This window comes from Prevotella melaninogenica (assembly GCF_013267595.1).
Lineage (GTDB): Bacteria > Bacteroidota > Bacteroidia > Bacteroidales > Bacteroidaceae > Prevotella > Prevotella melaninogenica_D.
Map to the genome: position 1 here is coordinate 1089240 of NZ_CP054010.1, position 18926 is coordinate 1108165.

Here is an 18926-nt window from a genome sequence, read left to right on the forward strand (position 1 = left end):
CACACTTCGGCTTAGGCTGAGGTATGGGTTCAACTAAAAATATCTATTATCTTTCATTCATATGAAATCAATCAGAAACATTGGTCTTCTCGTATTCTTACTGGCGTTAGCACCATCCGTGCTAAGGGCTGGCACATGGGGTGCGAAGCCTGAACACGGTAAGACCTATTTAATTTCAGTAGGGCAAGACACCAAGAATGTCCTTACTCCCTACAAGTATTCATGGTTAAGAGACACGGGTCTTGCGTTCCTTACTTACGCTGAAGGCAACGATGCACAGAAGTGGAAACTCATTGCTGTGAGCGGTAAGCAGGACTGCTATCAGTTGGTAAATGGCGACGGCGAGTTGGCTTTCGACATGGCACTCAACGAAGAAAAGAAAGTCTCTGGCTATCCTTGTATGTGGACACAGAGCATCGCCAATCCTAATCAACAGATTTATATCACTAAGAAAGGCAGTGGTTATAAGTTGAGTGCAGTGTCTGCAAGGAATGGTCAGACTTATTATGTAACCTTTGGTTCTATCTCTTCTGTCAACGGATATTACTGTGGTTATGAGAACAGTGAGGCGTCAGCTGCTACGCTACAGTTCAAGGAAGTGCCTGCAGTGGTTATTCCTGAAGGTGCCGACTGGGAGAATGCTAAGGTCTATGAGCGTAACAAGGAGCGTGCACATGCCACCTATATGCCTTATCCTTCAACGAAGGCTATGAAGGCAGATGCCCAGCGTTATGACAAGCCTTGGTTGGACCCAACAGGTGCAAACTACCTTAGTCTGAACGGTACATGGAAGTTGCGTTGGAGCGAGGGAGCTAAGCCTGTCTTGCTCGGCAAGGACGACTTCTGGGGCGATGGTGTAAGTACTGAAGGCTCTGCGTGGAACGATATCACTGTTCCTTCTTGTTTAGAGATGAATGGTTATGGTCTGCCAATGTATGTGAATGTAGACTATCCGTTTGAAGATCAGCAGCCTTACGTTCGTATGAAGGGTGATTTGAAGAACTCAGTGGGCTCTTATCGTCGTGATTTCACTCTGCCTGCAGGCTGGGAGAATAAGCGTGTCTTCCTCCACTTTGATGGTATCTACTCTGCTGCTTATGTTTATGTGAATGGCAATGAAGTGGGTTATACAGAAGGAGCAAACAATGTCAGCGAGTTTGACATTACTAAATATCTCCACACTGGTAAGAATAATGTTGCCGTACAGGTGATTCGTTGGAGCGATGGCTCTTATCTTGAGGGTCAGGATATGTGGCATATGAGTGGTATTCATCGTGATGTTTACCTTGTGGCTACACCAAAGACTTACTTGGCAGACCATTATATTAAGTCTACTGTTACCCCAGGTGCTACAACGGCTGCTATGGGAAGTGCGGCTACATCTGTAGACCTTACCGTCTGCAACCGTGATAAGACAGCAGCACAGAAGACCGTAACTGTAACGCTCTTCGACCCATCGGGTAAGGAAGTGAAGAAGCTGAAATCTGACTTTGTCTTTGCTGCTGGCGACAGTTTGAAGACACAGACAGTTGACTTCGGAACACTCTCTAACGTGAAACTATGGTCTGCTGAGACCCCAACGCTCTATACCTTCACTTTCAGTCAGTCGCAGGACGGCAAGGAAGAGGAGGCTTTCTCTACTAAATATGGCTTCAGAAAGATTGACCTTAGTAAGGGTTATCTTGAGGTGAACGGCCGTCGTACCTACCTCAAGGGTGCTAACACACAGGACACTGACCCATTGCATGGTCGCAGCATCAGCACCGACCTTATGTTAAAAGACATAGCAATGATGAAGCAGTCTAACATGAATACGGTTCGTACCAGCCACTATCCACGTCATGCAAAGATGATGGCAATGTTCGATCACTTCGGTCTCTTCGTTGTTGATGAGGCTGATATGGAACTTCATAGGAACTGGGAAGGCTCAAAGACAATCATCAATAACACGGATTGGACAGGTGCTATCGTTGACCGTGACGTACGTAATACGCTCCGCGACCGCAACCATCCGAGTGTTGTCTTTTGGAGTTTGGGTAACGAGAGTGGCTCTGGTCTGAACATCATGGCGGCTTACAACGCTGTGAAAGAGCTCGACAACCGTTATATCCACTATGAGGGATCAACACGAGATAAGGCTGAAGGCACTGATATCCACTCTGTAATGTATCCTGCTATGGATGCTTGGCGCAGCGGAACAACGGGTCCGGTGACCTCTGATGTGAACCATCCGAACACGAATAAGCCTTACTTCATGTGCGAGTATGCCCATGCTATGGGTAACGCTGTGGGCAACCTGCGTGAGTACTGGGAGGCTATGGAAGGCTCTCAGATGGGTGTTGGTGGTTGTATCTGGGACTGGGTTGATCAGAGTATCTACTCTTATGATGCGATTAAAAACAACCAATTGACAAAGAATGGATTCCCTGCTTATATCACAGGATATGACTGTCCGGGTCCTCATCAGTATAACTTCGTTAACAACGGACTTGTCAATGCCGACCGTGCATGGAGTGCTGAGTTGGATGAGGTGAAGCGTATTTACCAATGGGTGGGCTTCGATTTGAATAAAGACAGCCGTCAGGTGAAGTTGACGAATAAGTATCTCGACCGCAATCTCAACCAGTTCTATCTTAAGTGGACCCTCCTTGCTGACGGTAAGCCTGTACAGGATGGTATCGTTAAGAAGCTGAATTGCGCTGCTGGTGGTACTGAAACCATTGACTTGAAGTATAGCCCTACAGCCTTTGCAGGTAAGGAACTCTTCCTCAACATCGGACTTTATACGAAGGAGGAAACGAACTGGTGCGACCGTGACTATCCTGTTGCTGAGTTCCAGCAGCAGTTGGCACAACGCACAGAGGTCCTCGATAAGGTTGATAACACAAAGGCTGATGCCCTTCACGCAACGAAGAATAGCGATGGTGGTTATACCTATGCTAATAGTAAGCAGAAAGTAACATTCGACGGACAGGGTAATATCACCCTTTGGTCATACGATGGGAAGAATCTCTTCATGCCAGAGGCTGGACCACGCTTTGACCGCTACCGCTGGATAGAGAATGATGGTCCTATGGAGGCTTACGGTAATGCTGCAACCGACAATGGTGTAACTTCACAGACTGCTACCTTCCAACTCTCTGACGATGGTAAGACGGCAACCGTGAATGTTACGCAGAACGGCAACTATGGTAAGGCTACTTATAAGTACACAATCAATGCAAACGGTACGATAGATCTCGCCAGCTCGTATGAGGCACAGGGCAATGGCGCAAGACGTTTAGGCTTTAGTCTGAACTTCCCAAGCGACATGTCAAAGGTTCGCTACTATGCACGTGGTCCTCGCGCAAGCTATATCGACCGCCTCGATGGCGAAGACTTCGGTCTCTATGAGACGACAGTCAAGGATATGTATGAGCCTTTCGCACACCCACAGAGCAACGGCAACCGCGTTGGTCTTCGTTGGCTCACCCTCACTAACAACGAGGGAACAGGTGTGAAGGTAGAGACAGCGGGCGATGTAGCCTTCTCTCTGACCCCTTGGACAGATGCCGAGTTGCGTACTGCACGCCATGAATGGGAGTTGCCAACAAGCAATCGCACCGTAGCACACTTTGATGCTATCCAGCGTGGTCTTGGTAATGGCTCTTGTGGTCCCGGTCCATTGCCACAGTATGAGATACAGAAAGGTAAAACCTACTCAAATATCGTGCGTTTCATCCCTTTTTCGGAAGCGGCAGATGATACCGCAAACGGAATCTCTGCCGTGGTAAACTCAGCGACAACAATAGCACAAGTCTACGACCTCTCTGGTCGTAAACTCCCTGAACCTCCTGCCAAAGGATTCTATATTCAGGGTGGAAAGGTTCATGTTAACTAACGCCTTGCAGTCTTCAGTGCTTATGATATGACTGTAGGGTAGGGGCGCACGTGGTATTCTTCATTCTAAGGAATGGGTGCCTCGTGCGCCTTTATATTTCAAAATGGCAATTATAATGGTTGACTAAAAATATCCTTCCCCCATGTATGGAGCGATAATAAAGTAAGGCAAAGCTATAATAATGTGCACTTCTTTCCGTTTTCAAAGCGTGTGCGGAGGCTTAGCACATGGCGTGCTGATGGTAAACACCATTGGTGCGGAGCCTTAGTAAGTTCACAGAAGTTCTCTCTGAAGGAGGAGTGAAAGCATAAAACCCTTGTTATGAAGTAATAAATAAAAAATATCTTTATTATGAAACAGAAAACGAACTATCTATTTCCTTTAGCCATTATTGGCTTATTCTTCTTCTCTATTGGCTTTGCCTTGGGTATCAACTCTTATCTGATGCCAGTATTAGAGAAGTCAATGCACATCTCTGGTGCGGCTTCAAGTCTGTTGCTTGCAGCGACTTTCATACCGTTCCTCTTGTTCGGTATTCCTGCAACCCATTGCATTAAGGCAATCGGTTATAAGCGTACGATGGCTTTGTCGTTTGCTATCTTCGCAGCAGCTTTCGGACTTTTCATCCTCGCAGCGAAGCAGAACTCACTGACATGGTTCCTCATTGCGAGTTTCGTCAGTGGTGCAGCCAACGCCGTTCTGCAGGCATCTGTCAATCCATATGTGACGATTCTTGGTCCGATGGATTCGGCAGCGCGTCGTATCTCTTGCATGGGTATCAGTAATAAGTTGGCTTGGCCAGTGACAACCCTCTTCATCACTTTGGTGATTGGTAAGGGTATTGGCGATACGCAACTCACCGATCTTTACATGCCATTCACCATCATCATCGGTATCTTTTTGCTCTTGGGTGTTATCGCATTGATGGCTCCACTGCCAGACGTGAAGGCTGCAGGTGAGGATGAGAGTGAGAACGGAGACGAGACAGCAGTCAGTTCCTACGCTGACGGTAAGACAAGTATTCTGCAGTTCCCACACTTATTGTTGGGCTGTTTAGCACTCTTCCTCTATGTTGGTGTAGAGACCATTTCGCTTGCTACGGCAACAGGTTATGCAAAGTCATTAGGTTTGGAGGGTGATAACTACGGATTTATCCCTTCAGTGGGTATGATTGTGGGTTATATCTGTGGTGTAATCTTCATCCCACGTTACCTCTCTCAGGCAGCTGCAATGCGTATCTGCGCTATTATTGCCCTCGTTGGTAGTGTGGCTGTAGCCGTAGTGCCAGATCCCGTTATCTCCGTTTATTGCATCTTCTTGATGGCATTAGGCTGTTCATTGATGTGGCCAGCGTTGTGGCCTTTGGCAATGGCAGACCTTGGCAAGTTCACTAAATCTGGTGCTTCACTGCTGACCATGGCGATTGCCGGTGGTGCTGTGATGCCTTGGCTGCGTGGTGTGGTACAGGATGCAACGTCTTTCCAGACCTCTTACTGGGTCAGCGTCCCTTGTTTCCTCTTCATCCTTTACTACGGACTCGCAGGCTACAAGATTCGGACGAAGAAGGAGGAGTGATGAGGAGTTAAGGAGGATTTGTGGAGGAGTTAAGGAGTTAAATGGAGTTAAAGGAGTTAAGACAACACCGCTGACTCATAGATTAGACGCAGAGTTAAGGAGGAAATGACGAGGAGTTAAGGAATTAAATGGAGTTCAAGGAGTTAAGACAACACCGTTTACACTTGCTTCTTTGCCTAATAAAATACCCTACTTCTTCCCTTTCGTCACCTCCGTATTGTAAATAAAAATCAAATCTTAAAAATAAAAAGAGCATGAATTGGCTTTCAATTCATACTCTTTTCGTTTCTAAAAGATGCCCTTTTGAACCCTTATTAACGCCTTTTTGAAGTCCAATTAAGTACCTTTTATGTTGCAAATTTATAACCGACTGATTTTCTGTTGATTGCAAACTTGCTTTTCATCCGTGTTTTTATCCTTATCTATAGCTGTTTCACTCGAAATTATGTAATGTTTTTTCAATCATTATCTACGCGAAATTTTACCGACTACGCATTATGCGAATGACACGAATTACATCGCAATAATGTTAGCGTAATTAGAGAAATTCGTAGTTCTTAATAGTTCAAATCATAAAGTTCAAAGTTCAAACCTCAAAGTTCAATGTTAATAGTTCAAATCATAAAGTTCAAAGTTCAAACCTCAAAGTTCAATGTTCAATGTTCAAAGTTAAGTTCTACTTGTTTCTTTGTCGTTTGAAATAAAAATCGTAACTTTGCAGCCAAATTATTATATAATAAGGTATTAGAAAAAGATGATTACACTTTCAAACCTTGCTATCCAATTCGGCAAGAGAGTTCTATACAAGGACGTTAACTTAAAGTTTACACCAGGTAATATTTACGGAGTCATTGGTGCCAATGGTGCTGGTAAATCAACCTTGCTTCGTGCCATTTCTGGCGACTTAGAGCCAAACAAGGGAACAGTAGAGTTAGGACCGGGTGAGCGTCTGTCGGTATTGGAACAGGACCACTTCAAATATGATGAGTATAAGGTAATGGACACTGTCCTCATGGGGCATGATGCACTTTGGCAGAACATGAAAGAGCGTGAGGAACTTTACGCTAAGCCAGAGATGACTGAGGAGGATGGTAATCGTGCTGCCGACTTAGAGTTGAAGTTTGCTGAGATGAATGGATGGGAGGCTGAAAGTAATGCTGCACAGTTGCTCCAGAACCTTGGCGTTAAGGAGGATTTGCATGAGAAGCAGATGTCACAGCTCTCAAATACTGAGAAGGTGCGTGTGATGTTGGCTAAGGCTCTCTTTGGTAAGCCAGAGAACTTGTTGCTCGATGAGCCTACCAACGACCTCGACCTTGAGACCGTTGAATGGTTAGAGGATTATCTCGGTGAGATTGACGAGCATCAGACGGTATTGGTTGTATCGCACGACCGTCACTTCCTCGACTCAGTCAGCACACAGACAATCGATATCGACTTCGGTAAGGTAACGGTCTTTGCGGGTAACTACTCGTTCTGGTATGAGAGTTCACAGTTGGCTTTACGTCAGGCTCAAAACCAGAAGATGAAGGCTGAAGAGAAGAAGAAGCAGTTGGAGGAATTCATCCGCCGATTCTCTGCCAATGTGGCTAAGAGTAAGCAGACAACATCACGTAAGAAGATGTTGGAGCGTCTGAACGTAGAGGAGATTCGTCCATCAAGCCGTAAATATCCAGGTATTATCTTCTCTATGGAGCGTGAACCAGGAAACCAGATTCTTGAGGTTGAGAACTTGAAGGCTGTTGATGAGGACGGAACAGTACTCTTCGATAATGTGAACTTCAATATTGAGAAGGGACAGAAGGTAGTCTTCCTCTCTCGCAACTCAAAGGCTATGACTGCGCTCTTCGAGATTATCAATGGTAATCGAGAGCCTGATGCTGGTACATATAATTGGGGTGTGACAATCACTACGGCTTATCTCCCATTGGATAATACCGAGTTCTTCGATTGTGATTTGAACCTTGTTGACTGGTTGTCACAGTTCGGACCAGGTAACGAAGTGGCTATGAAGGGCTTCTTGGGTCGTATGTTGTTCAAGCAGGAAGAGGTTGAGAAGAAGGTGAACGTACTCTCTGGAGGTGAGAAGATGCGTTGTATGATTGCACGTATGCAGCTTCAGAATGCCAACTGTTTGATTCTTGACACACCAACCAACCACCTTGACTTGGAGAGTATTCAGGCGTTCAATAACAACTTGATTGGCTTTAAGGGTAATATCCTCTTTAGTTCACACGACCATGAGTTTATTAACACCGTGGCTGATCGTATCATTGAGCTGACTCCAAAGGGTACCATCGACAAGCTGATGAGCTACGATGACTATATCCATGACGAGCAGATTAAGGAGCAAAAAGCAGGAATGTACTAAGATTGTCAAAACATGGCATACTATTTGCAAGGGTATGCCATGACAAATAGTGCAATAAAATTATGAGTAAGAAAGAGAAAAATATAAAGATTGAAGGCGAAGAACTGGAGTTGAATAACGAAGAAACAACCCAGAACGACGCTGAAGCACAGGCGGAAGAAACCAACGGAAAGGAGACTCCTGCAGAGGAAGAACTTGACCCATTGACAGCTGCACAGAACGAAGCTGAGCAGTGGAAAGACAAGTATATCCGTTTGGTTGCTGAATTTGATAACTACAAGAAACGTACACTGAAGGAGAAGTCAGAACTGATTCTCAACGGAAGTGAGAAGACTGTAGCTGCTATTCTACCTATCCTTGACGACTTTGAGCGTGCTACTGCCGATAAGACAGAGGATCCACAGGCGATTAAAGAAGGTTATGAACTTATCTATAAGAAGTTTTTGAAGGCCTTGGAGACACTTGGTGTTAACAAGATTAAGACCGATAATGCTGACTTCAACGTCGATTATCATGAGGCTATCGCTATAGTTCCTGGTATGGGCGACGATAAGAAGGGCAAGGTTATCGATTGTGTACAGACTGGTTATACGCTCAATGACAAGGTTATCCGTCACGCAAAGGTTGCTGTCGGACAATAATTTCATAAGGAAGAATGGCAAAAAGAGATTACTATGAGGTGTTAGGTGTCAGCAAGAATGCCTCTGAAGACGAAATAAAGAAAGCATACAGAAAACTTGCTATTAAGTATCATCCTGACCGTAATCCAGATGACCCTGAGGCTGAAGCAAAGTTTAAAGAGGCTGCTGAGGCTTATGATGTACTGCACGATCCACAGAAACGCCAACAGTATGACCAGTTTGGTTTCGATGCGCCTGGCGGTGGCTTTGGTGGTGGTAGTCCCTTCGGTGGAGCTGGTGGTTTCTCTATGGACGATATCTTCTCTATGTTTGGCGATGTGTTCGGTGGACGTGGAGGAGGATTTGGCGGCTTCGGAGGTGGCGGACATCAAGCCCCTAAGTACCGTGGAACAGATCTTCGTTTGAAGGTTCGTCTGTCGTTGCAAGAGGTTGCTACGGGAGTTACCAAGAAGTTTAAGGTGCGTAAAGACGTTCCTTGCGAACACTGTCATGGCTCTGGTGCTGAGGAGGGTAGCGGAACAGAGACTTGCCAGAACTGTCATGGTTCGGGCGTTGAAATCCGTACACAGCAGAGTATCTTTGGTATGATGCAGACCCAGACTACCTGTCATGTATGTAATGGTGAGGGAACTATCATTAAGAACAAGTGTACTCACTGTCATGGTGAAGGCGTTGTAAAGGGCGAGGAAGTCGTTGAAATCAACATCCCAGCGGGTGTTGCTGAAGGTATGGTGGTCAATGTTCCTGGCAAGGGTAACGCTGGTAGACACAATGGCGTGGCAGGTAATATCCAAGTATATATCGAGGAGGAACCTAACGACACCTTCGTTCGTGACGGACAGAACATCATCTATAATCTCTTGCTCGACTTCCCAACAGCTGCCTTAGGAGGTCAGGTGGATATCCCAACCATCGATGGCAGTAATGTAAAGATTAAGATTGAACCCGGAACACAGCCTGGTAAGACGCTCCGCCTACGTGGTAAGGGTCTTCCAGCAGTACAAGGCTATGGCAGCGGTACTGGCGATTTAGTGGTTCACATCAGTATTTACGTTCCAAAGGAGTTGAATAAAGAGGAGAAGAAAATCATCGAAGACTTACGCCAAAGCGAAAACTTCCGTGGCGATAACAGCACCAAACGATCTATCTTCGAGAACTTTAAGAAACTGTTTTGTTGAATGAGTTGACAAGTTAGACAAGTTGACGAGTAAACAAGTTAAATGAGTTGACGAGTAAACAAGTTAAATGAGTTGACAAGTGAACAAGTTAACAAGTTAAATGAGTTGACGAGTAAACAAGTTAAATGAGTTGATAAGTCGAACGAATTGACAAGTAAACAAGTTTTTATTAAGCAATGAGTTTACAAATAGAATTGAGATAATGATTATATGCCCCATTAGACTTCTTTGGCTAATGGGGCTAAATCATTTCCTTACATTCCATCACTTACCTTTCATTACAATTCATCACCACCCAACCCCCAACCCCCAACAATGAACTACCAAGAAACCGTAGAATATCTATTCAACAGCACCCCCGTCTTCGAACACGTCGGGGCATCTGCTTATAAAGAAGGACTCGAGACAACAAAGGCTTTGGACGAGCACTTTGGTCATCCACATACCCACTTCCTTTCTATTCATGTTGCAGGAACCAACGGAAAAGGTTCATGCTCCCACACGTTGGCAGCTATCCTCCAAGCTGAAGGATATAAGGTAGGACTCTATACCAGTCCTCACCTCGTTGACTTCCGCGAACGTATCAGAGTCAATGGTGAAATGATATCTGAACAGGAGGTTATCGACTTTGTTGAACAGGAACGCAACTTCTTTGAGCCACTGCACCCTTCTTTCTTTGAACTCACAACAGCCTTAGCTTTCAAGTACTTTGCTGAGCAGAAGGTTGATATTGCTATCATTGAGGTAGGCTTAGGCGGTAGACTTGATTGTACAAACATTATCACTCCTATCTTATCGATTATCACCAATATATCACTCGATCACACCCAGTTCCTCGGTAATACGCTCGCAGCTATCGCAGCAGAGAAGGCTGGTATTATCAAACATCGTGTACCGGTCGTTATTGGTGAGTCTGTCCCTGAAACACAGATTGTTTTCAAGGCAAAAGCACAGAAAGAGGATGCCCTCATTGTCTTTGCTGAAGACATCCCTGCAGTGCTTTCTTCTCGCCCTAACCCCGATGGTAGCATCGCTTATCAGACTCGTTTTTTTGGCGATTTTGTGGGCGAATTAGGTGGTAGCTACCAAGAGAAAAACGCCAACACAGTACTCACTGCGGTCATGCAACTATATAATAAAGGTGTCATCAAGAACGCTGAGAGTATTGCTAAAGGCTTTGCCAATGTTTGCGAACTGACGGGCTTAATGGGTAGGTGGCAGAAACTACAGGCTAACCCGTTGGTCATTTGCGACACAGGACACAACGTTGGCGGATGGACTTACCTTTCCCAACAAATCAAACGTCAACAATGTAAGCAGAAGCGCATTATCTTTGGTATGGTGGATGATAAAGACCTACATGCAGTCATGTCTATGCTCCCCGATGATGCCATTTACTATTGGACACAACCCAGTACACATCGTGCCTTCCCCGCAGAGAAGGTTGCCGCAACAGCCGACGATTACGACCTGCACGGAAAGGTCTTCCCAACCGTCCTTGAAGCCTACCAAGCCGCCCTTCATGATGCCGCCCAATCCGACTTCATCTTCGTTGGTGGCTCCAGCTACGTGGTTGCAGACTTACTGACAAGCCTACAAAAGAAGTAGTAAAAGTCCCTTCCCCATTAACCCCATATCACTACATAAAGTTTAATTTTCGTTTCCTGTCACTTTTAACATTTCCTCTTAGATACTTATAATCAACATATTACAAGTACCTAAGAGGTGACAGAAGTGACAGCAAAGTTGATTTTCATAATTTCACGACCATCTCTGTAAGTTCCAAAACGAAGTGCAATAAAAGAAATCCACTTTTGGGTGATTTTTCTTACTAAAAAGTTTGTATTATCAATAATTATTCGTATCTTTGCTGAGTCAGTCCTCGCCAAGCCTCTTAACAATGCTCAAATCGTGCGAGGCGTTTTTTGTTTATACACATTTGAATATAGTGAATCTTATTCCCTTTACAAAACGATTTGAATCTTCAGAAAATCTCGTTGATTTGCTTGAATCTCGAGGTTTACAAATTTGTGATAGAAACAAAGCCATACAATACCTTGATAACATTGGTTATTACAGATTGTCTGCTTATATGTATCCTTTGTTGAAAATGCCCAAAACAGCACATTTGTACAAGAAAGGTTCATCCTTCAAGAAGGTGATGATGCTTTATCGCTTTGACAAGAAACTAAGACTGCTCATGTTTAATGAGATAGAAAAGATTGAAATTGCTATCAGACGTGCGGTGATGCAAATAACAGCAGATATGACAGGCAATCCTTTTTGGCTGACAGACTTTTCTTATTTCTTAGATGGTTTCAAGTTTAATGAAACAATGCGAGCTATATCCAAGGAATATAGTAAATCTAAGGAAGAGTTCATTCTTCATTTCAAACGAACCTACTCAGAACCTTATCCACCATCGTGGATTTTAGGAGAACTGCTTACTGTTGGAAACGTCAATGCCATTTATCGTAACATCAAACAAAATCGCATACGCAAACGCATAGCAAAACGTTTTGGTTTACCTATAAATGTGTTTGAGTCATGGCTCACGGTTATTGCTGTTACTCGAAATGCCTGTGGTCATCATTCAAGAGTATGGAACAAGCAAAATGCCATTCAGCCAGCAATTCCCATTAGTCCCGCAGGAGAATGGATAGCGCTTCCAACAGATTCTATGCGTGCTTACTTTGACCTCTGCATCATCAAATACTTTCTTAATGTTATATCCCCAAATAATGATATGCAATCCAAACTAACATGGTTATTCATTCGGTTTCCCGAAATTGACTTAAAAGCTCTCGGCTTTCCGCAGGGATGGGAAACGGAACCATTATGGAGGTAATAACATTTGGACTGACTACTGATTATTCACTCCATTACATGATCTTCTTTGTTTCCGTTTTATCATATTATGGGGAGGGCGGTTCAAACGACCCCATCCAGTCCATATTTATGTAATTTTTGATGTGACCGAAAGTTAAATATATTAAATCTCACACTTTTCGTAGCACTAAGATAGGTGAAGTTTCTGACATATCCAAGTGTTTTGAGAACGTTGTTTTTCAGGCACTTGAAGTTCTTACAAGAATTTATACTGCGAAATTAAGGTTTATAATAATTTTTGTTTATCTTTGTATTTGAACTTCCGTAAATCAAAAAAGTATTATTTATATAAAAGTACTAATATGAAACAAATCTACATCTTGTTAATAGCCCTACTCATGGGCTTATCAGCTAATGCCGAGACGTCTGGCACTTGTGGACCTAATCTAACATGGCACCTTACTGATGATGGAGTTTTGACCATTTCAGGAAAAGGGGAAATGTATGATTATTCATACAGAAACGAAGCACCATGGGGCAAATATAATATTAATCGAATTATAAAAAGAATTATAATAGGTGATGGTATTACCACAATTGGCAGCAGTGCTTTCGACAGATGTTTCTTTCTAACTTCTGTAACCATTCCCAATAGTGTTACAACAATTGGAGGGTTTGTTTTCAGCGGTTGTAGCGCGCTAACTTCTGTAACCATTCCAAATAGTGTTACAGAAATTGGCGACTATGCTTTCACCGATTGTAGATCTCTAACCTCTGTAACCATTCCAAATAGTGTTACAACAATTGGAGGGTGTGCTTTCAGAGTTTGCACCAACCTACAAAAAGTAAATATCGGAAATAGTGTTAAGACTATAGGAACATCAGCATTTGACTACTGTACAAGTATAACACAGATTTCGAGTGAGGCAGTCGTACCACCAACCTGTGGCATAAATGCTCTTAACGGCATTAATAAATCTAAATGTAAACTTATTGTTCCTAAGAATAGTCTTGACGCATATAAACAAGCATACCAATGGGAAGATTTTTTCTTAATAGAGGGTAGTACTACTGGCATTACAAACACTGTTTATAATAAAGCAGGACTTGCTGATGTCTATACAATAGATGGAACAAAACGGCTAAGTAAAGCAAGCACTGACGAAATTAATGCTTTGCCTAAGGGTGTTTATATTGTCAATGGTAAAAAGATAATCATTAAATAACAGACACATCGGTTTTCCTAAGCCACACCATATTTTCATTTACTTTCTTGCAAATATCAATGCAAAGAGTTATATTTGCAAAAGAAAGGGAGAGTAATATAACGTGAGTTCGACGAATTCAGAACAATGCGAGTTGTGTGTCAATGGTTCTTTTTACATTGATGCACAGCTTCTTAGGAAACAGGCAATAGGTAACATTGCCCCCAATAAATTGACGATGAAATGGTCAAAGCATCTATGTTTGGGGTGTTCCACCTGCGCAATGTTCTGAATTCGTCGAACTCACGTTAAGTTAAAGTATAAGAGGAGTTTAAGTAAAGTACAATTATGGCTTAGATTTGAGTATAGATAATGGTTAAGTTAAAGTATAAAGGTAGGAATATGAATGTAGCAATGATAATAATATTTGCCTTGATTCTTTTCATTTATGAAGATGCTTTCGGACCATTAAAGAAAGGTAATACGCAATATTATGTTTCTTCTGGTATCGGTATTTGGGGAGGTAAATTCCGTATTGAGACAAGAACAGAATAAGTAGTGGCAGATATTGAATAACATTAAATTTGATTATGAAAACAAAGACGGTTTTACACAGAATTCCCTTGTATGTGTTGGTGGGTTTAGTGCTATTAATGTTGGATAGCTGCTTCCCCAGCTTTAATTCTTCTGGGGAAGTCATGGCTTATCTTGAGAAAAATTATCCAGGGCAGCGTATTGTACTTTCTGATAAATATGAAACAAGTCGTGGCTTGTCAAACGATATAAGAATTTGGACATTCACATTGTCAGACTATCCTAAAGATACCTTTCATGTGGCAAGTAATATCAGCAGTTATCCGTTTCCGATGATGAAAAACCAGATAGGAATCATAGATGACTTTGAGAAAGTAGTTATCCTGCGTCGAGCAAAAGAGTTTGAACACGGACCTATGAAGAATTTCGATGCACTCACACGACGTCTCTGGGCCCACTTTCCCGAGTTAGATTTCTCTCTAAAACCAGCTAAGTTAGAGCTGAGAACGGTTGATGATATCTGGCGTGCAAAGCATCTGATAGATGCTTTCGACCAGTTCCTTGGTGATGAGAGACTGACTGAGGAGGTTCAATATTATCTTCGCATGTATATGCAAGGACCGTGTTATGACCTAAATCATGGTGGGAGTGTAGCGCCTTCGGATAATATAGCCATTGATAAATCTGGTAAGAAGAAGGGTTGCTATATTGAGCGTCGATTCTGTTTTGGCGTTAATCGACAGGAGTTATGTCAGCAGTTTTACAATGATGTGATGGAGTTTCATCAGTTAATGGACAGCTATGGTAATGGTGTTAATAAAGAGACATTTCAGGCATGGGCTGAGAACCAACTGAGACTCGTTAAGCCGTTGTTAGATCTCCCATCTGAGGAAAAACGTGATTCACTTCTTAAATTGTTAGGAGTTCGGCATGACTATACAGGCAGTATATTTATCGATACAGGAATGAAACCTTATATGCTTGTAACCTTATCGGAAAAGGAAGAGGGTTCTGGGTCTTACAATCTCTTCTTCACTTATCCACAATTGCATGCATTCTGCTTACGTAGCGGATTACAGGTACAAGGCACTGGCGATCATTTTAGAGTGAAAGGAGTAGATGGAAGACATTACGAGTTTTCGTCTCAGTTCTATAAAGAGAAGAAAGGCGCCATAGGTTTTGATGAAGATGTCTGCTATTTTCTACGAAATGGTCGTAAGGTTTTGGTTAAAGGCTTTTATACTCCATATGAATGTATTAGTGATGTTCTTGTACGCCAGATAACTGGACGGGATGTTAAAAAAATGGTTGTGAGTGGGCAGATATCTTTAAATGGGCAGACCTTTGGGAGAGGTCCTAACTAACGTGAGTCTGACGAGTTATAAATGTCTATTAATTTGGTGATTAGCAATTTAATATACAAATAGTTACAAACAAAGATCGCTATGATTGTCGAGGACAAAATTACAGAAATATATTATCTTTGACATGCACTACAAATATGCTATTTGAAAGACTGCATCAGTGGTATCAATACCTTTTCTTGCAGCTCTTTTCTATCAATAGTGGGGTACATCTCATCTCCTTTGATTTGAAATGAAGGTGTAAGACAAATAATGTAGACTCTGCCGTTTATAAAATATGGAACAGCATACAAGGGAGCCTCGCATTCTTCTATCATGAAATACTCCTTGTTGATGGTAGGAAAACTCCACCCCGCCTCTGCAGACTCCAAGGCAACGATTGCTACTACATCTTTCTGTAGACTGTCTTTAAGCAACCATACATCTTTTGTTGTAATCGAAAAAGGATGTTTAAGCCACTTAGCATCCAACCCCTTCACCACTGCTTTGATAAGCCATGTATTTGCTTTATCTTTGTGTAGACCAGTAAAAGCCTTACCTGTCCATCGAAGTTTATAAGTGTTTTCTACAGATATAATGCTGTAAGTTGGTGCAGACTCCTGTCCTTTGACGTTTTGTTGCAGTTGCTTATTCTGATTTTGTTGTGAATTATCTTTTGCCGACGATGATACTGTCTGCGCTGTACAATTACAAAGTATGCAAACCAGACCTACGAAATATAATGCTAATCTCTTCATACTACTGTTATATTTTAAACCTAAACTGATTTGACATTGGAGTAATAGTTGGCTTTGGAGCTGCCTCAATCTCTATATATAACTTTCTCGCCTTTATCAATCCGTGAATAAATTAAGCGTAAAGATAGTTTTTCCACCTTATACAACATATTTTTGTGCATTAATTATTCTTAATTATTAGTTTTCTTGAAGTTCTGAGAAAGAATGCTGAAAGTGATACTCCTTTATACACTAAAGGCACCTACGTTAGTCGATAATATCCCGCCTCTCTAAATTCTTACGGTACACATCGCACATATACTCATAGAAAAAGATCTATAGCCGCCATACTTCCACAACTTCTGTGAGAAGATGAACACAATTATGATTAATGCCAAAAATTAATGTTCAAACCTCAAAAATCAAAGTTATTCAATATTAAAATTCATTACAAATTTTCGAACAAAAGGTTTAAAATAAAGGATGAAAGCACGTGTAAAAGGCGGATTTGTAACTAATAGTTAATCAGACTGTTATAAAATAGTAAGGTAAAAGGTGCTTAATTGTACTTCAAAAGGGCGTTAATAAGAGTCTTAAAGGGCATCTTTTGCAAGCCAAAAGGGCGTTAATAGAAAGCCAATTAACGCCCTTATCGTATCGTGTATTTGAATAATCTTTACAAAGAAGGGGAACTTTGGGTTTTGAACATTGAACTTTGTGGTTTGAATATGAGTCTTCAGGATTTTTGGAGTGATAAGTTTTGCCGCTTGTGTTTAGAGTTTGAAGCAATGTCACACGGAGGCACGGAGAGGACAGAGGAATATTAAAACAAAGCAATGGAAGTAACGGAGGCACCGTCGGTGCATAGAGCAACGGAGCTTGTTTGCCAATTCTATTAGCAATTTATATACAAAGCGTTTACCCCAAAATATTTATCAAGAATCTGTACGCTGCACCTCTGTCGCTCTTTGTGCCGTCGGCACCTCCGTGTCATTGCATACCTCCGTCCCCTCCGTGACTCCGTGTGCCTATTATATAAGCCTTTTAGTTTATCACTCCATATTTCGGAATTTGTCCAAACTTAGTTCTCTGACGAAAGGTCACACGGAGGCACGGAGAGGACAGAGGAATATTAAAACAAAGCAATGGAAGTAACGGAGGCACCGTCGGTGCATAGAGCAACGGAGCTTGTTTGCCAATTCTATTAGCAATTCATATACAAAGCGTTTACTCCAAAATATTTATCAAGAATCTGTACGCAGCACCTCCGTCGCTCTTTGTGCCGTCGGTACCTCCGTGTCATTGCATACCTCCGTCCCCTCCGTGACTCCGTGTGCCTATTACATAAGACTTTTAGTTTATCACTCCATATTTCGGAAGAACCTTGAATATTGACCTTGCTTCTTATACTCAATGTGAAAGGCTGCATCAAAATAGATTGCTCTTACTTTGATACAGCCTTATTATCCTTTCATCCTTTTACCTTTAGTCGCTTCTAATACCTTGCAACCGTTTCTTAATCGTTACTTTATAGCGTTGCCCTTCTCATCTCGTCTTGATAGTGAAGCGACTTTTACTTCAAAGTCTGCGGTTGTGTTGTTGTCATCCACGTATTTCTTACCATCCCACTTTCTTATCAGCGCAAGGCCAGAAGAGATGGGGTAATCGCTTTGTTTTAGGCTGGAGAAAGAGACGTCGGTAACGGCATTGTAGCCTCTGTCTAACTTGCTTGGACGCATCTGGAACATACGACGAGGACAGATGGTGATGCAGTCGATGACACACTCGAAGGGTATTTCGATGGCATAGAAGTCACCGAAGGCACTACTGGTAACGGTGATATAATGCAGATAACCTTTGCTATCCTTTGTTTCGGCATAGTTCTTCTTGAATTCCTCTGGTGTCCATGGCAGTTTTATCAAGGCTATTCCGTTGCTCTCAGAGATGTGAGAGAACTCGTAAGCAGGACCAATGTTGCCACTTGCATCGGTAGATGTGAGGATTGCATTCATGTCTGGAACGTTCGGATTATTCTTCTGTCCGGGGTCGTAGTTGCTGTTTGTCCATTCGAAATCGGCTTTACTCAAGTCTAAAAAGGCATTCAATCCGCCATACATACTCAGGTCCTCGCCCTCTAACTCAGCCTCAAATTTAGCCTTGTGGTCGATAGCATACTTTGCAACAATGATAGTCTGACCCGGCTTAACAGGGTAGTCATTGCCCTTACCGGGGAAATAAGAGATACCCGATGCACCATAATAACGATTAACAAAATCGTCCTTCGGTGCGAACTGGATGGCTTTGCTCGGTTCAATGGCATTGACACACAACGCTAATCCGTCAAGATATTTCACCTCATCCGTAGGATTGAAGATGGCGATATACTGATCGTCATTGTACATTTGGTTCAAATTTTTCATACCCCACGCACGTACATCACGATACCAATAATGCCCAACATAGAACACTTCCTTGATAATCAAGTGGTCTAACTTTGTCTTAGAAGTGGATTGCTTCACAGGCATTTCATTACGCGTACAGCTGTTCAGCCCCAAAAGCATAAGGCTAAGAAGTAGGTACGCAGTTATCTTCTTTTTCATCATTTGTTTTCTTCTATTTATGTTTATATCATT

The 18926-nt window shown here is 42.5% G+C and carries 12 protein-coding genes and 1 pseudogene; 10 read left to right on the top strand and 3 right to left on the bottom strand.

Translation table 11 applies throughout. The annotated features are described in order from the left end of the window. Positions 1 to 61: 61 nt before the first annotated feature. From FIU21_RS03995 to FIU21_RS04030, 8 genes are all read left to right on the top strand, one after another. Positions 62 to 3880, top strand: coding sequence for a glycoside hydrolase family 2 TIM barrel-domain containing protein (locus FIU21_RS03995; RefSeq protein ID WP_231291347.1), 3819 nt, complete (start codon positions 62 to 64; stop codon positions 3878 to 3880). A gap of 351 nt (positions 3881 to 4231) precedes the next feature. Beyond that, on the top strand, positions 4232 to 5455 hold the full coding sequence (locus tag FIU21_RS04000; protein WP_004360591.1) for an MFS transporter: 1224 nt from the start codon (positions 4232 to 4234) through the stop codon (positions 5453 to 5455). 754 nt (positions 5456 to 6209) lie between these two features. Next, complete coding sequence (locus tag FIU21_RS04005) at positions 6210 to 7826, top strand: ABC-F family ATP-binding cassette domain-containing protein (RefSeq protein WP_004360592.1); 1617 nt, start codon at positions 6210 to 6212, stop codon at positions 7824 to 7826. Positions 7827 to 7888: 62 nt separating this feature from the next. Beyond that, complete coding sequence (locus tag FIU21_RS04010) at positions 7889 to 8467, top strand: nucleotide exchange factor GrpE (protein ID WP_004360593.1); 579 nt, start codon at positions 7889 to 7891, stop codon at positions 8465 to 8467. Between the two features lie 14 nt (positions 8468 to 8481). Next, positions 8482 to 9645, top strand: coding sequence for a molecular chaperone DnaJ (gene dnaJ, locus FIU21_RS04015; RefSeq protein ID WP_004360594.1), 1164 nt, complete (start codon positions 8482 to 8484; stop codon positions 9643 to 9645). A 315-nt stretch (positions 9646 to 9960) separates the two neighbouring features. After that, positions 9961 to 11253: a bifunctional folylpolyglutamate synthase/dihydrofolate synthase gene (locus tag FIU21_RS04020; RefSeq protein WP_004360595.1), complete on the top strand. Its 1293-nt coding sequence runs from the start codon at positions 9961 to 9963 to the stop codon at positions 11251 to 11253. Positions 11254 to 11737: 484 nt separating this feature from the next. After that, positions 11738 to 12493 carry an Abi family protein gene (locus FIU21_RS04025; protein ID WP_231291354.1) on the top strand — a complete coding sequence of 252 codons (756 nt, stop codon included), beginning with the start codon at positions 11738 to 11740 and terminating at the stop codon, positions 12491 to 12493. A gap of 343 nt (positions 12494 to 12836) precedes the next feature. Continuing rightward, positions 12837 to 13700 carry a leucine-rich repeat domain-containing protein gene (locus FIU21_RS04030; protein ID WP_004360597.1) on the top strand — a complete coding sequence of 288 codons (864 nt, stop codon included), beginning with the start codon at positions 12837 to 12839 and terminating at the stop codon, positions 13698 to 13700. A 118-nt stretch (positions 13701 to 13818) separates the two neighbouring features. Here the strand turns inward: FIU21_RS04030 and FIU21_RS13260 are convergent. Further along, a pseudogene (locus tag FIU21_RS13260) lies at positions 13819 to 13973 on the bottom strand (IS982 family transposase); the annotation flags it as partial. 78 nt (positions 13974 to 14051) lie between these two features. On the opposite strand from FIU21_RS13260, the gene FIU21_RS04035 reads away from it, so the two are divergent. Continuing rightward, positions 14052 to 14234, top strand: a complete 183-nt coding sequence (locus tag FIU21_RS04035) for a hypothetical protein (RefSeq protein ID WP_004360598.1) — start codon at positions 14052 to 14054, stop codon at positions 14232 to 14234. Between the two features lie 35 nt (positions 14235 to 14269). Beyond that, on the top strand, positions 14270 to 15577 hold the full coding sequence (locus FIU21_RS04040; protein ID WP_231291348.1) for a hypothetical protein: 1308 nt from the start codon (positions 14270 to 14272) through the stop codon (positions 15575 to 15577). A gap of 140 nt (positions 15578 to 15717) precedes the next feature. Here the strand turns inward: FIU21_RS04040 and FIU21_RS04045 are convergent, their stop codons facing one another. Together FIU21_RS04045 and FIU21_RS04050 are read right to left on the bottom strand one after the other, a co-directional pair. Continuing rightward, positions 15718 to 16314, bottom strand: a complete 597-nt coding sequence (locus tag FIU21_RS04045) for a hypothetical protein (protein WP_004360600.1) — start codon at positions 16312 to 16314, stop codon at positions 15718 to 15720. 1502 nt (positions 16315 to 17816) lie between these two features. Further along, complete coding sequence (locus tag FIU21_RS04050; RefSeq protein WP_036886481.1) at positions 17817 to 18896, bottom strand: DUF4876 domain-containing protein; 1080 nt, start codon at positions 18894 to 18896, stop codon at positions 17817 to 17819. Between the last annotated feature and the right edge of the window lie 30 nt (positions 18897 to 18926).